The 14,287-nt window shown below is 51.8% G+C and carries 13 protein-coding genes; 11 read left to right on the top strand and 2 right to left on the bottom strand.

Annotated features, from left to right (window positions below; translation table 11 throughout):
- Window positions 1–43: 43 nt before the first annotated feature.
- The 10 genes from atpG (at window position 44) to phoU (ending at window position 11,386) form a co-directional block, all read left to right on the top strand.
- Window positions 44–907: a F0F1 ATP synthase subunit gamma gene (atpG, locus tag C0K55_RS18000; protein WP_000896498.1), complete on the top strand. Its 864-nt coding sequence runs from the start codon at window positions 44–46 to the stop codon at window positions 905–907.
- A gap of 26 nt (window positions 908–933) precedes the next feature.
- Window positions 934–2,316 (top strand): F0F1 ATP synthase subunit beta, encoded by a 1,383-nt coding sequence (atpD, locus tag C0K55_RS17995; RefSeq protein ID WP_000190506.1) that lies wholly within the window; start codon window positions 934–936, stop codon window positions 2,314–2,316.
- A gap of 20 nt (window positions 2,317–2,336) precedes the next feature.
- Entirely contained in the window at window positions 2,337–2,756 is a 420-nt protein-coding gene (locus tag C0K55_RS17990; protein WP_032358872.1) for a F0F1 ATP synthase subunit epsilon, read from the top strand.
- 377 nt (window positions 2,757–3,133) lie between these two features.
- Window positions 3,134–4,504, top strand: coding sequence for a bifunctional UDP-N-acetylglucosamine diphosphorylase/glucosamine-1-phosphate N-acetyltransferase GlmU (gene glmU / locus C0K55_RS17985; protein ID WP_000933745.1), 1,371 nt, complete (start codon window positions 3,134–3,136; stop codon window positions 4,502–4,504).
- 161 nt (window positions 4,505–4,665) lie between these two features.
- Window positions 4,666–6,495, top strand: coding sequence for a glutamine--fructose-6-phosphate transaminase (isomerizing) (gene glmS / locus C0K55_RS17980; protein WP_105266778.1), 1,830 nt, complete (start codon window positions 4,666–4,668; stop codon window positions 6,493–6,495).
- 310 nt (window positions 6,496–6,805) lie between these two features.
- Window positions 6,806–7,846 carry a phosphate ABC transporter substrate-binding protein PstS gene (pstS, locus tag C0K55_RS17975; protein ID WP_000867170.1) on the top strand — a complete coding sequence of 347 codons (1,041 nt, stop codon included), beginning with the start codon at window positions 6,806–6,808 and terminating at the stop codon, window positions 7,844–7,846.
- An 86-nt stretch (window positions 7,847–7,932) separates the two neighbouring features.
- Window positions 7,933–8,892 (top strand): phosphate ABC transporter permease PstC, encoded by a 960-nt coding sequence (gene pstC / locus C0K55_RS17970; protein WP_000741620.1) that lies wholly within the window; start codon window positions 7,933–7,935, stop codon window positions 8,890–8,892.
- The gene (pstA, locus tag C0K55_RS17965) at window positions 8,892–9,782 is read left to right on the top strand and encodes a phosphate ABC transporter permease PstA (RefSeq protein WP_105266779.1); all 891 of its coding nucleotides are present in this window, start codon (window positions 8,892–8,894) and stop codon (window positions 9,780–9,782) included. The genes pstC and pstA overlap by 1 nt, the downstream gene beginning before the upstream one ends.
- A gap of 90 nt (window positions 9,783–9,872) precedes the next feature.
- Window positions 9,873–10,646 carry a phosphate ABC transporter ATP-binding protein PstB gene (gene pstB / locus C0K55_RS17960; protein WP_000063126.1) on the top strand — a complete coding sequence of 258 codons (774 nt, stop codon included), beginning with the start codon at window positions 9,873–9,875 and terminating at the stop codon, window positions 10,644–10,646.
- Between the two features lie 14 nt (window positions 10,647–10,660).
- On the top strand, window positions 10,661–11,386 hold the full coding sequence (gene phoU / locus C0K55_RS17955) for a phosphate signaling complex protein PhoU (protein ID WP_000377803.1): 726 nt from the start codon (window positions 10,661–10,663) through the stop codon (window positions 11,384–11,386).
- Between the two features lie 93 nt (window positions 11,387–11,479).
- Here the strand turns inward: phoU and yieH are convergent, their stop codons facing one another.
- Window positions 11,480–12,145, bottom strand: a complete 666-nt coding sequence (yieH, locus tag C0K55_RS17950; protein WP_000078042.1) for a 6-phosphogluconate phosphatase — start codon at window positions 12,143–12,145, stop codon at window positions 11,480–11,482.
- 166 nt (window positions 12,146–12,311) lie between these two features.
- Here yieH and adeP point away from each other — a divergent pair, with 166 nt between their 5' ends.
- Window positions 12,312–13,649, top strand: coding sequence for an adenine permease AdeP (gene adeP, locus C0K55_RS17945; protein ID WP_001517421.1), 1,338 nt, complete (start codon window positions 12,312–12,314; stop codon window positions 13,647–13,649).
- Between the two features lie 54 nt (window positions 13,650–13,703).
- On the opposite strand, the gene yieF is transcribed toward adeP, so the two are convergent.
- Window positions 13,704–14,270, bottom strand: a complete 567-nt coding sequence (gene yieF, locus C0K55_RS17940; RefSeq protein WP_016262704.1) for a class I chromate reductase YieF — start codon at window positions 14,268–14,270, stop codon at window positions 13,704–13,706.
- Between the last annotated feature and the right edge of the window lie 17 nt (window positions 14,271–14,287).

The following is a 14,287-nucleotide window of genomic DNA, read 5'->3' as shown; positions in this document are numbered from 1 at the left end:
CGGCTTGCCTTAGGGCAGGCCGCAAGGCATTGAGGAGAAGCTCATGGCCGGCGCAAAAGAGATACGTAGTAAGATCGCAAGCGTCCAGAACACGCAAAAGATCACTAAAGCGATGGAGATGGTCGCCGCTTCCAAAATGCGTAAATCGCAGGATCGCATGGCGGCCAGCCGTCCTTATGCAGAAACCATGCGCAAAGTGATTGGTCACCTTGCACACGGTAATCTGGAATATAAGCACCCATACCTGGAAGATCGCGACGTTAAACGCGTGGGCTACCTGGTGGTGTCGACCGACCGTGGTTTGTGCGGTGGTTTGAACATTAACCTGTTCAAAAAACTGCTGGCGGAAATGAAGACCTGGACCGACAAAGGCGTTCAATGCGACCTCGCAATGATCGGCTCGAAAGGTGTGTCGTTCTTCAACTCCGTGGGCGGCAATGTTGTTGCCCAGGTTACAGGTATGGGGGATAACCCTTCCCTGTCCGAACTGATCGGTCCGGTAAAAGTGATGTTGCAGGCCTACGACGAAGGCCGTCTGGACAAGCTTTACATTGTCAGCAACAAATTTATTAACACCATGTCTCAGGTTCCGACTATCAGCCAACTGCTGCCGTTACCGGCGTCAGATGATGATGATCTGAAACATAAATCCTGGGATTACCTGTACGAACCCGATCCGAAGGCGTTGCTGGATACCCTGCTGCGTCGTTATGTCGAATCTCAGGTTTATCAGGGCGTGGTTGAAAACCTGGCCAGCGAGCAGGCCGCCCGTATGGTGGCGATGAAAGCCGCGACCGACAATGGCGGCAGCCTGATTAAAGAGCTGCAGTTGGTATACAACAAAGCTCGTCAGGCCAGCATTACTCAGGAACTCACCGAGATCGTCTCGGGGGCCGCCGCGGTTTAAACAGGTTATTTCGTAGAGGATTTAAGATGGCTACTGGAAAGATTGTCCAGGTAATCGGCGCCGTAGTTGACGTCGAATTCCCTCAGGATGCCGTACCGCGCGTGTACGATGCTCTTGAGGTGCAAAATGGTAATGAGCGTCTGGTGCTGGAAGTTCAGCAGCAGCTCGGCGGCGGTATCGTGCGTACCATCGCAATGGGTTCCTCCGACGGTCTGCGTCGCGGTCTGGATGTAAAAGACCTCGAACACCCGATCGAAGTCCCTGTAGGTAAAGCGACTCTGGGCCGTATCATGAACGTACTGGGCGAACCGGTCGACATGAAAGGCGAGATCGGTGAAGAAGAGCGTTGGGCGATTCACCGCGCAGCACCTTCCTACGAAGAGCTGTCAAACTCTCAGGAACTGCTGGAAACCGGTATCAAAGTTATCGACCTGATGTGTCCGTTCGCGAAGGGCGGTAAAGTTGGTCTGTTCGGTGGTGCGGGTGTTGGTAAAACCGTAAACATGATGGAGCTTATTCGTAACATCGCGATCGAGCACTCCGGTTACTCTGTGTTTGCGGGCGTAGGTGAACGTACTCGTGAGGGTAACGACTTCTACCACGAAATGACCGACTCCAACGTTATCGATAAAGTATCCCTGGTGTATGGCCAGATGAACGAGCCGCCGGGAAACCGTCTGCGCGTTGCACTGACCGGCCTGACCATGGCGGAGAAATTCCGTGACGAAGGTCGTGACGTTCTGCTGTTCGTTGACAACATCTATCGTTACACCCTGGCCGGTACGGAAGTATCCGCACTGCTTGGCCGTATGCCTTCAGCGGTAGGTTATCAGCCGACCCTGGCGGAAGAGATGGGTGTTCTACAGGAACGTATCACCTCCACCAAAACAGGTTCTATCACCTCCGTTCAGGCGGTATACGTACCTGCGGATGACTTGACTGACCCATCACCGGCCACCACCTTTGCGCACCTTGACGCAACCGTGGTACTGAGCCGTCAGATCGCGTCTCTGGGTATCTACCCGGCCGTTGACCCGCTGGACTCCACCAGCCGTCAGTTGGACCCGCTGGTAGTTGGTCAGGAACACTACGACACCGCGCGTGGCGTACAGTCCATCCTGCAACGTTATCAGGAACTGAAAGACATCATCGCCATCCTGGGTATGGATGAACTGTCTGAAGAAGATAAACTGGTGGTAGCGCGCGCTCGTAAGATCCAGCGCTTCCTGTCCCAGCCGTTCTTCGTGGCAGAAGTATTCACCGGTTCTCCGGGTAAATACGTCTCCCTGAAAGACACCATCCGTGGCTTTAAAGGCATCATGGAAGGCGAATACGATCACCTGCCGGAGCAGGCGTTCTACATGGTCGGTTCCATCGAAGAAGCTGTGGAAAAAGCCAAAAAACTTTAACGCCTTAATCGGAGGGTGATATGGCAATGACTTACCACCTGGACGTCGTCAGCGCAGAGCAACAAATGTTCTCTGGTCTGGTCGAGAAAATCCAGGTAACGGGTAGCGAAGGTGAACTGGGAATTTACCCGGGCCACGCACCGCTGCTCACCGCCATTAAGCCTGGTATGATTCGCATCGTGAAACAGCACGGTCACGAAGAGTTTATCTATCTGTCTGGCGGCATTCTTGAAGTGCAGCCTAGCAACGTGACCGTTCTGGCCGACACCGCAATTCGCGGCCAGGATCTCGACGAAGCGCGAGCCATGGAAGCGAAACGTAAGGCTGAAGAGCACATTAGCAGCTCTCACGGCGACGTAGATTACGCTCAGGCGTCTGCGGAACTGGCCAAAGCGATCGCGCAGTTGCGCGTTATCGAGTTGACTAAAAAAGCGATGTAACACCGGCTTGAAAAGCACAAAAGCCAGTCTGGAAACAGGCTGGCTTTTTTTTCGCGCGTCGCCGCGAGATTTGTTCTGCTATGTTTTTATATCCCGCAATTAAACCGTCTTTATAACTCAGCGAAATCCTTCGTTGGTTTTCTTGTTTATTCATTGATCGAAATAAGAGCAAAAACATCAGGCTGACGCTTAAATGAAGGTGATGCCTTACTTTTATGCAGACAAAAGGCGTGACGATGGTCGAAAATGGTGCTTTCGCCAGCGAGGATAATCCGTTATTGAACAATTTATCCTCTGTCCATTTCACGATGAAAAAAATGTAGTTTTTTCAAGGTGAAGCGGTTTAAATTCGTTCTCAAATTACAGTCAGGACGCGTATGTTGAATAATGCTATGAGCGTAGTGATCCTTGCCGCGGGCAAAGGCACTCGCATGTATTCCGATCTTCCGAAAGTGCTGCATACCCTTGCCGGGAAAGCGATGGTTCAGCATGTCATTGATGCTGCGAATGAATTAGGCGCAGCACACGTTCATCTGGTGTATGGTCACGGTGGCGATCTGCTTAAACAGGCGCTGAAAGATGACAACCTGAATTGGGTACTTCAGGCAGAGCAACTGGGTACTGGTCATGCGATGCAGCAGGCTGCGCCTTTCTTTGCCGATGATGAAGACATTTTAATGCTTTACGGCGACGTACCGCTGATCTCTGTCGAAACACTCCAGCGTCTGCGTGATGCTAAACCGCAGGGCGGCATTGGCCTGTTGACGGTGAAACTGGATGACCCGACCGGTTATGGTCGTATCACCCGTGAAAACGGCAAAGTTACTGGCATTGTTGAACATAAAGATGCCACCGATGAGCAGCGTCAGATTCAGGAAATCAACACCGGCATTCTGATCGCCAACGGCGCAGATATGAAACGCTGGCTGGCGAAGCTGACTAACAATAACGCTCAGGGCGAATACTACATCACCGATATTATTGCGCTGGCGTATCAGGAAGGGCGTGAAATCGTCGCTGTACATCCGCAACGCTTAAGCGAAGTTGAAGGCGTGAATAACCGCCTGCAACTCTCCCGTCTGGAGCGCGTTTATCAGTCCGAACAGGCTGAAAAACTGCTGTTGGCAGGGGTTATGCTACGCGATCCGGCCCGTTTTGATCTGCGCGGAACGCTTACTCACGGGCGTGATGTTGAAATTGATACTAACGTTATCATCGAGGGTAATGTTACTCTCGGCAATCGTGTGAAAATTGGCACTGGTTGCGTGATTAAAAACAGCGTGATTGGTGATGATTGCGAAATCAGCCCATATACAGTGGTGGAAGACGCGAATCTGGCAGCGGCCTGTACCATTGGCCCGTTTGCCCGTCTGCGCCCGGGGGCAGAGCTGCTTGAAGGCGCACACGTCGGTAACTTTGTTGAGATGAAAAAAGCGCGTCTGGGTAAAGGTTCAAAAGCCGGTCATCTGACTTATCTGGGCGATGCGGAAATCGGTGATAACGTTAACATCGGTGCAGGAACCATTACCTGCAACTATGATGGTGCGAATAAATTTAAAACCATTATTGGCGACGATGTGTTTGTCGGCTCTGACACCCAACTTGTTGCACCGGTAACGGTTGGTAAAGGCGCGACTATTGCTGCGGGTACTACCGTAACGCGCAATGTTGGCGAAAACGCTCTGGCAATTAGCCGCGTGCCGCAGTCGCAAAAAGAAGGTTGGCGTCGTCCAGTAAAGAAAAAGTAATTCTGGCCGGGTAATCCGGCCTCCTGGGATGAAGAGATAACATAATCTCCCGCCCGCAAGCAGTAACTATAAAAATAACCCCACTCTCTACAAGGCTCGGGGCGCCCGGAAAAACGGGCATACAGGTTGACCGACAACGATATCAATCGGAATTAAAAACTATGTGTGGAATTGTTGGCGCGATCGCGCAACGTGATGTAGCTGAAATCCTTCTTGAAGGTTTACGTCGTCTGGAATACCGCGGTTATGACTCTGCTGGCCTGGCAGTAGTCGATGCGGACGGTAATATGACCCGTCTGCGTCGTCTCGGTAAAGTGCAAATGCTGGCCCAGGCAGCGGAAGAACATCCTCTGCATGGCGGAACGGGTATTGCTCATACCCGTTGGGCGACCCACGGTGAACCTTCAGAAGTGAATGCGCATCCGCATGTTTCTGAACACATTGTGGTGGTGCATAATGGCATCATCGAAAACCATGAACCACTGCGTGAAGAGTTAAAAGCGCGTGGCTATACCTTCGTTTCTGAAACCGACACCGAAGTGATTGCGCATTTGGTTAACTGGGAACTGAAACAGGGCGGCACCCTGCGTGAAGCTGTTCTGCGTGCTATCCCGCAACTGCGTGGCGCTTACGGCACGGTAATTATGGATACCCGTCACCCGGATACCCTGCTGGCGGCTCGTTCCGGTAGTCCGCTGGTTATCGGCCTTGGCATGGGCGAAAACTTTATCGCTTCTGACCAACTGGCACTGCTGCCGGTGACCCGTCGCTTTATCTTCCTTGAAGAGGGTGATATTGCGGAAATCACTCGCCGTTCAGTAAACATCTTCGATAAATCTGGCGCGGAAGTTAAACGCCAGGATATCGAATCCAATCTGCAATATGATGCGGGCGATAAAGGCATTTACCGTCATTACATGCAGAAAGAGATCTACGAACAGCCGAACGCGATCAAAAACACTCTTGCCGGGCGTATCAGCCACGGTCAGGTGGATCTAAGTGAACTGGGGCCGAACGCAGATGAACTGCTGTCGAAGGTTGAGCATATTCAGATCCTCGCCTGTGGTACTTCGTACAATTCAGGTATGGTTTCCCGTTACTGGTTTGAATCGCTGGCTGGTATTCCGTGCGACGTCGAAATCGCCTCTGAATTCCGCTATCGCAAATCTGCTGTTCGCCGTAACAGTCTGATGATCACCCTGTCGCAGTCGGGAGAAACCGCGGATACACTGGCTGGCTTGCGCCTGTCGAAAGAGCTGGGATATCTCGGCTCGCTGGCGATCTGTAACGTTGCAGGCTCTTCTCTGATTCGTGAATCCGATTTGGCGCTGATGACCAACGCAGGTACTGAAATTGGCGTGGCGTCCACCAAAGCATTCACCACTCAGTTAACTGTGCTGTTGATGCTGGTGGCAAAACTGTCCCGCCTGAAAGGCCTGGATGCCTCCATTGAACATGACATCGTGCATGGTCTGCAGGCGCTGCCGAGCCGTATCGAGCAGATGCTGTCTCAGGACAAACGTATTGAAGCTCTGGCGGAAGATTTTTCTGATAAACACCACGCGTTGTTCCTGGGCCGTGGCGATCAGTACCCCATCGCGCTGGAAGGCGCATTGAAGCTGAAAGAGATCTCCTACATTCACGCCGAAGCCTATGCTGCGGGCGAACTGAAACACGGCCCGCTGGCGCTGATTGACGCTGATATGCCGGTTATCGTCGTTGCACCGAACAACGAACTGCTGGAAAAACTAAAATCCAACATCGAAGAAGTTCGTGCGCGTGGCGGTCAGTTGTACGTCTTTGCCGATCAGGATGCAGGATTTGTGAGCAGCGATAACATGCACATCATCGAGATGCCGCATGTGGAAGAAGTGATTGCTCCGATCTTCTATACCGTTCCGCTGCAACTATTGGCGTACCACGTCGCGCTGATCAAAGGCACCGACGTTGACCAGCCGCGTAACCTGGCAAAATCGGTTACGGTTGAGTAATACACAGATGCCCTGCTTTCGCAGGGCATTTTTTCCTGTTATGTTTTTAATCAAACATCCAGCCCACGTCATGTGACAAATCGTCATCTTCGGCTATTTTTTCACTGTCACAGAGTGAAAATTTTCTGTTATCTCTTCTTTATTAATATTTGTAACACACTGAATTTAAATGGTTATTTAAATAAGAGTGAAGGCTTTCTTTCTCTGTCATAAAACTGTCATAAACCTTACATATAACTGTCACCTGTTTGTCCTATTTTGCTTCTTGTAGCCAACAAACAATGCTTTATGAATCCTCCCAGGAGACATTATGAAAGTTATGCGTACCACCGTCGCAACTGTTGTCGCCGCGACCTTATCGATGAGTGCTTTCTCTGTGTTTGCAGAAGCAAGCCTGACAGGTGCAGGTGCAACCTTCCCTGCGCCGGTGTATGCCAAATGGGCTGACACTTACCAGAAAGAAACCGGTAATAAAGTTAACTACCAGGGGATTGGTTCTTCTGGTGGCGTAAAACAGATTATCGCTAACACCGTTGATTTCGGTGCTTCTGACGCACCGCTGTCTGACGAAAAACTGGCTCAGGAAGGACTGTTCCAATTTCCGACCGTGATTGGCGGCGTCGTGCTGGCAGTTAACCTGCCGGGTCTTAAATCTGGCGAATTGGTGCTGGATGGTAAAACCCTCGGTGACATCTACCTGGGCAAAATTAAAAAGTGGGATGACGAAGCGATCGTCAAACTGAATCCGGGTCTGAAACTGCCTTCACAGAACATCGCCGTGGTGCGCCGCGCAGATGGCTCCGGGACTTCTTTCGTTTTCACCAGCTACCTGGCGAAAGTAAATGAAGAGTGGAAAAACAGCGTTGGTACTGGCTCTACCGTAAAATGGCCGATCGGTCTTGGTGGTAAAGGTAACGACGGTATTGCCGCATTTGTTCAGCGTCTGCCGGGGGCAATTGGCTACGTTGAATATGCTTACGCGAAGCAAAACAACCTCGCCTACACCAAACTGATCTCCGCTGATGGTAAACCTGTTGCGCCGACCGAAGAGAACTTCGCAAATGCGGCAAAAGGCGCAGACTGGAGCAAAACATTCGCTCAGGATCTGACCAACCAGAAAGGCGAAGATGCGTGGCCGATCACCTCTACCACGTTCATTCTGGTTCACAAAGATCAGAAGAAACCAGAGCAAGGTGCAGAAGTGCTGAAGTTCTTCGACTGGGCATACAAAACCGGAGCTAAACAGGCCAACGACCTGGATTACGCCAGCCTGCCGGATAGCGTAGTTGAACAGGTTCGCGCTGCGTGGAAGACCAATATTAAAGACAGTAGCGGTAAGCCACTGTACTAATAAAACTCCAGGCCGGATAAGGCGTTTTACACCGTATCCGGCATTACAAAATGACTTTGTAAACGCGTTTAACTGAAGAGTAACTTATGGCTGCAACCAAGCCTGCTTTTAACCCACCGGGTAAAAAGGGCGACATAATTTTCAGCGTGCTGGTAAAACTGGCGGCGCTGATTGTGCTATTGATGTTGGGTGGCATTATTGTCTCTCTGATCATCTCCTCCTGGCCGAGCATTCAGAAATTTGGTCTGGCTTTCCTGTGGACCAAAGAGTGGGATGCGCCGAACGATATTTACGGGGCGCTGGTGCCGATCTACGGTACGCTGGTGACTTCGTTTATCGCGCTGCTGATCGCCGTCCCGGTGAGTTTCGGGATTGCCCTGTTCCTGACAGAGCTTGCGCCAGGCTGGCTGAAGCGCCCGCTGGGTATCGCCATTGAACTGCTGGCAGCCATTCCAAGTATCGTTTACGGCATGTGGGGGCTGTTTATTTTTGCACCGCTGTTTGCCGTCTACTTCCAGGAACCAGTCGGCAATATCATGTCGAATATCCCGATTGTTGGCGCGCTGTTCTCCGGCCCGGCATTTGGTATCGGTATCCTCGCGGCGGGCGTGATCCTCGCCATTATGATCATTCCGTACATTGCGGCGGTAATGCGCGATGTCTTCGAACAAACCCCGGTGATGATGAAAGAGTCAGCCTACGGTATCGGCTGCACCACCTGGGAAGTTATCTGGCGTATCGTTCTTCCGTTCACCAAAAATGGTGTGATCGGCGGCATTATGCTGGGTCTGGGGCGCGCGCTCGGTGAAACGATGGCGGTGACCTTTATCATCGGTAACACCTACCAGCTCGACAGCGCCTCGCTGTATATGCCAGGTAACAGTATTACTTCCGCGTTGGCGAACGAATTTGCGGAAGCAGAATCCGGTCTGCACGTGGCTGCACTGATGGAACTCGGCCTGATCCTGTTTGTGATTACCTTCATCGTCCTGGCCGCATCGAAGTTTATGATTATGCGCCTGGCTAAGAATGAGGGGGCACGCTAATGGCTATGGTTGAAACACAAACTACCGCGGCGCTGGCAGAATCCCGCCGCAAAATGCAGGCGCGTCGCCGCCTCAAAAACCGTATTGCGCTGACGCTCTCAATGGCGACGATGGCTTTCGGTCTGTTCTGGCTGATCTGGATTTTAATGTCCACCATCACCCGCGGTATCGACGGTATGTCTCTGGCGCTGTTCACCGGAATGACGCCGCCGCCAAATACAGAAGGTGGTGGCCTGGCGAACGCCCTGGCGGGTAGCGGCCTGTTAATTTTGTGGGCCACGGTATTCGGTACGCCGCTGGGGATTATGGCGGGGATTTATCTGGCGGAATATGGACGTAAATCCTGGCTGGCTGAAGTTATTCGCTTCATTAACGACATTCTGCTCTCCGCGCCGTCGATTGTTGTTGGTCTGTTTGTTTATACCATCGTGGTGGCTCAGATGGAGCACTTCTCCGGTTGGGCTGGCGTGATTGCCCTGGCACTGTTGCAGGTGCCGATTGTTATCCGCACCACCGAGAACATGCTGAAACTGGTGCCGGACAGCCTGCGTGAAGCGGCTTATGCGCTGGGGACGCCGAAGTGGAAGATGATCTCCGCGATTACTCTGAAAGCGTCGGTCTCCGGGATTATGACCGGTATTCTGCTGGCGATTGCTCGTATTGCGGGTGAAACCGCGCCGCTGCTGTTTACCGCGCTCTCCAACCAGTTCTGGAGCACGGACATGATGCAGCCGATCGCTAACCTGCCGGTAACGATCTTTAAGTTCGCGATGAGCCCGTTTGCGGAATGGCAGCAACTGGCCTGGGCTGGTGTGTTGATCATTACCCTGTGCGTACTGCTGCTGAACATTCTGGCGCGCGTTGTTTTTGCCAAGAATAAACACGGTTAACACTTTGCCGGATGCGGCGTGAACGCCTTATCCGGCCTACGGTAAGCCTGATTAGCGAAGTGCATCAGGCACGATGAGGAAAAGATTGCAATGAGTATGGTTGAAACTGCCCCGAGTAAAATTCAGGTTCGTAATTTGAACTTCTACTACGGCAAATTCCATGCCCTGAAAAACATCAACCTGGATATCGCTAAAAACCAGGTTACGGCGTTTATCGGGCCGTCTGGCTGCGGTAAATCGACGCTGCTGCGTACCTTCAACAAAATGTTTGAACTGTATCCGGAGCAGCGTGCGGAAGGTGAAATTCTGCTTGATGGCGACAACATCCTGACCAACACTCAGGATATCGCCCTGCTGCGTGCGAAAGTGGGCATGGTGTTCCAGAAACCGACGCCGTTCCCGATGTCCATTTACGACAACATTGCCTTTGGTGTCCGTCTGTTTGAGAAACTCTCCCGTGCCGACATGGACGAGCGTGTACAGTGGGCATTGACCAAGGCCGCATTGTGGAACGAAACCAAAGATAAATTACACCAGAGTGGTTACTCTCTCTCTGGTGGTCAGCAACAACGTCTGTGCATTGCGCGTGGTATCGCTATTCGCCCGGAAGTGTTGTTGCTCGATGAACCGTGTTCGGCACTCGACCCTATCTCCACCGGGCGTATTGAAGAGCTGATCACCGAATTGAAGCAGGATTACACCGTAGTGATCGTAACTCACAACATGCAGCAGGCTGCGCGTTGTTCTGACCACACGGCGTTTATGTACCTGGGCGAATTGATTGAGTTCAGCAACACGGACGATCTGTTCACCAAGCCAGCGAAGAAACAAACAGAAGACTACATCACCGGTCGTTACGGTTGATTCAGGAGTGCGTTATGGACAGTCTCAATCTTAATAAACATATTTCCGGCCAGTTCAACGCCGAACTGGAAAGCATCCGCACGCAGGTGATGACCATGGGCGGGATGGTGGAGCAACAGCTTACCGATGCCATCACTGCGATGCACAACCAGGACAGCGATCTGGCGAAGCGCGTGATCGAAGGCGACAAAAACGTCAACATGATGGAAGTGGCGATCGATGAAGCCTGCGTGCGCATTATTGCCAAACGTCAGCCGACGGCGAGCGACCTGCGTCTGGTGATGGTGATCAGTAAAACTATCGCTGAGCTGGAGCGTATTGGTGATGTGGCGGACAAAATCTGCCGTACTGCGCTGGAGAAATTCTCCCAGCAGCATCAGCCATTGTTAGTCAGTCTGGAGTCGCTGGGGCGTCACACCATCCAAATGCTGCACGACGTGCTGGACGCGTTCGCGCGCATGGACATTGACGAAGCGGTACGAATTTATCGTGAAGATAAAAAAGTTGATCAGGAGTACGAAGGTATTGTTCGTCAACTGATGACCTACATGATGGAAGATTCGCGCACCATTCCGAGCGTACTTACCGCGCTGTTCTGTGCACGCTCCATCGAGCGTATTGGTGACCGCTGCCAGAATATCTGCGAATACATCTTCTACTACGTGAAGGGGCAAGATTTCCGCCACGTAGGCGGTGATGAGCTGGATAAACTGCTGGCAGAAAAAGAACCGAAAAAGTAACGCTAACTGTAGGACGGATAAGGCGTTTACGCCGCATCCGGCAAAATGTGAATATGTAATCTGCCCGGTGAACATATCACCGGGTTTCTTTATTTACCGTGTAATATCCCAGCCACGCGCCTTCCACAGTTCCGGCAACTGCGAAAGATGGGTAAAGGTAGTGACTTTCGGATGAACAATCGGCTTATTGTGCGGGTCAGCGCAGAAGTAAAACACTTCCATACCGGCATCGATTCCTGACTGTGCTCCTGCGCTGGAGTCATCGACCAGAATGCAGTTTTCAACGTTCACATTCATTGCTTTTGCGGCGTGGAACATTAATGCCGGATCGGGTTTCCAACGCTGAATGTCGTAACCGCTGAACAGTTTTTCCGGGAAATAGTGCAGCATGTTGAGCTTGCCGAGTGAATGCTGCATTTTGTTGACCGGACCGTTAGAGACGACGCACATCGGCACTTTCACGCTTTCCAGTAAGGCGTTTGCTCCCGCAATCACCTCCAGTTCGCTATCAAACAGACGCGCCACCTCTGCACGATAAACGTGTTCGGCATCGGCACGGACTATTTCTACGCCCTGTTCTTTGCTAATGATGTCGATGATTTCGTAGAGTTTTACGCCTTTAAAGCGGGTAAAAATCTCTTCAAGGTCAACGTTAATGCCAAACTCTTTGAACATCGTGACATAGGCACGAGAGCAAATAACCTCGCTGTCGACCAGCGTACCGTCGCAGTCGAAAAATACCGCTTCTATCTGGGACATGTCTTTCCTTTATCGTTAGTTTAACGTTTTCGTCATGCAGATTTGAGTGACGCAATCGTTGCCGTATAAGCAAATACAATTAAAAAAAGTTATCTTCAGCCGTCCATATTGTCTCATTTTGGTATAGGATAGCGACGGATTTTCCCTCCTTGTTCGGAAATAGATAATGAGTCAACAACACACAACCCAGGCTTCTGGCCAGGGGATGCTGGAACGCGTGTTTAAACTGCGCGAACATGGCACGACGGCACGGACCGAAGTGATCGCCGGTTTTACCACTTTCCTGACGATGGTTTACATCGTTTTTGTTAACCCGCAAATTCTTGGCGTAGCTGGCATGGACACCAGCGCCGTCTTCGTCACCACCTGTCTGATTGCTGCGTTCGGCAGTATTCTGATGGGGCTGTTTGCTAACCTGCCAGTCGCGCTGGCTCCCGCTATGGGCCTGAACGCGTTCTTCGCTTTTGTAGTGGTGCAGGCGATGGGCTTGCCGTGGCAAGTCGGGATGGGCGCAATTTTCTGGGGCGCGATTGGTCTGCTGCTGCTGACTATTTTCCGCGTTCGCTACTGGATTATTGCCAACATTCCAGTAAGTCTGCGTGTGGGCATTACCAGCGGTATCGGTCTGTTCATTGGTATGATGGGGCTGAAAAACGCGGGGGTGATTGTTGCTAACCCGGAAACGCTGGTGAGTATCGGTAACCTGACATCTCACAGCGTACTGCTGGGTATCCTCGGCTTCTTCATCATTGCTATTCTGGCCTCGCGCAACATTCACGCGGCGGTGCTGGTTTCCATCGTGGTGACGACGCTTCTGGGCTGGATGCTGGGTGATGTGCACTACAACGGCATCGTCTCTGCGCCACCGAGCGTAATGACGGTGGTGGGGCACGTGGATTTGGCCGGGTCGTTTAACCTCGGCCTGGCAGGCGTAATTTTCTCTTTCATGCTGGTCAACCTGTTTGACTCCTCCGGCACCCTGATTGGCGTGACCGATAAGGCGGGTCTGGCTGATGAAAAGGGTAAATTCCCGCGCATGAAGCAGGCGCTGTATGTCGACAGTATCTCTTCTGTTACCGGTTCGTTTATCGGTACATCTTCTGTCACGGCGTATATTGAATCTTCTTCTGGTGTTTCCGTTGGCGGTCGTACCGGTCTGACGGCAGTGGTTGTTGGTTTGCTGTTCCTGCTGGTTATCTTCTTGTCGCCGCTGGCGGGAATGGTGCCTGGCTATGCTGCTGCTGGTGCGCTGATTTACGTTGGCGTACTGATGACTTCCAGTTTAGCACGCGTGAAATGGCAGGATCTGACTGAATCCGTTCCGGCGTTTATTACCGCTGTGATGATGCCGTTCAGTTTCTCGATTACCGAAGGTATCGCGCTGGGCTTTATCTCCTACTGCGTGATGAAGATCGGCACAGGACGTCTGCGTGATCTAAGCCCGTGCGTAGTCATCGTTGCACTGCTGTTTATCCTGAAAATTGTGTTTATTGACGCTCATTAAAATCGATAGCACGCTAAAAAACCCGCCATGCGTTATTGCTGGCGGGTTTTTTATTTAGATTTTCACCCGCTGAATAAACTCGCCAAACGCAGTTAACTGCCCGGCCAGGTGATCCAGCGTTCCCTGATCAATCACCTCTCTGGTTTGCGGATCGACTTTGTTCTGAATCACGCCGCCCATAAACTCAGGTTTGTTCATTACCATCGCATCGAGGAAGACCAGAATCTGGCGCAGGTGATACTGACAACGTGCGCCGCCAATCACACCCATTGAACTGGTCTGAATCAGCACCGGTTTACCGGCCAACGGTTGATCCGGCAGGCGGGATAGCCAGTCGATGGCATTTTTCAGCCCACCCGGCACCGAGTAGTTATATTCCGGCGTGACAATCACCACACCGTCAGCCTGACGGATCTGTTCCGCCAGAGCTTCAACTGTCGCGGGAAAGCCTTCTTCCTGCTGAACATCTGCGTCATACAGGGGAATATCGGCAATGGAAGGCAACGCGTTGACTTCCATATCCGCCGGGGCAATTTTCGGCAGCGTACGTGCAACCATGCCATTAAATGAACCTTTACGCAGGCTCCCCAATAACGTAACCACCTTCAATTTTTCAGACATGATGACTCCTGTGGTTG

Origin of the sequence: Escherichia sp. MOD1-EC6098, assembly GCF_002965865.1 — a bacterium.
Classification (GTDB): Bacteria; Pseudomonadota; Gammaproteobacteria; order Enterobacterales; family Enterobacteriaceae; genus Escherichia; species Escherichia marmotae.
Note: the sequence above shows the minus strand (reverse complement) of the source record. Positions and strands in the feature narration are given on the sequence as shown.

What these genes read in the sequence shown, in the direction of transcription:
- pstS (WP_000867170.1), top strand. Translation starts at nt 6,806, where the DNA reads ATGAAAGTTATGCGTACCACCGTCGCAACTGTTGTCGCCGCGACCTTA.
- atpG (WP_000896498.1), top strand. Translation starts at nt 44, where the DNA reads ATGGCCGGCGCAAAAGAGATACGTAGTAAGATCGCAAGCGTCCAGAAC.
- yieH (WP_000078042.1), bottom strand. Translation starts at nt 12,145, where the DNA reads ATGTCCCAGATAGAAGCGGTATTTTTCGACTGCGACGGTACGCTGGTC.
- pstC (WP_000741620.1), top strand. Translation starts at nt 7,933, where the DNA reads ATGGCTGCAACCAAGCCTGCTTTTAACCCACCGGGTAAAAAGGGCGAC.
- C0K55_RS17990 (WP_032358872.1), top strand. Translation starts at nt 2,337, where the DNA reads ATGGCAATGACTTACCACCTGGACGTCGTCAGCGCAGAGCAACAAATG.
- pstB (WP_000063126.1), top strand. Translation starts at nt 9,873, where the DNA reads ATGAGTATGGTTGAAACTGCCCCGAGTAAAATTCAGGTTCGTAATTTG.
- yieF (WP_016262704.1), bottom strand. Translation starts at nt 14,270, where the DNA reads ATGTCTGAAAAATTGAAGGTGGTTACGTTATTGGGGAGCCTGCGTAAA.
- phoU (WP_000377803.1), top strand. Translation starts at nt 10,661, where the DNA reads ATGGACAGTCTCAATCTTAATAAACATATTTCCGGCCAGTTCAACGCC.
- adeP (WP_001517421.1), top strand. Translation starts at nt 12,312, where the DNA reads ATGAGTCAACAACACACAACCCAGGCTTCTGGCCAGGGGATGCTGGAA.
- glmU (WP_000933745.1), top strand. Translation starts at nt 3,134, where the DNA reads ATGTTGAATAATGCTATGAGCGTAGTGATCCTTGCCGCGGGCAAAGGC.
- atpD (WP_000190506.1), top strand. Translation starts at nt 934, where the DNA reads ATGGCTACTGGAAAGATTGTCCAGGTAATCGGCGCCGTAGTTGACGTC.
- pstA (WP_105266779.1), top strand. Translation starts at nt 8,892, where the DNA reads ATGGCTATGGTTGAAACACAAACTACCGCGGCGCTGGCAGAATCCCGC.
- glmS (WP_105266778.1), top strand. Translation starts at nt 4,666, where the DNA reads ATGTGTGGAATTGTTGGCGCGATCGCGCAACGTGATGTAGCTGAAATC.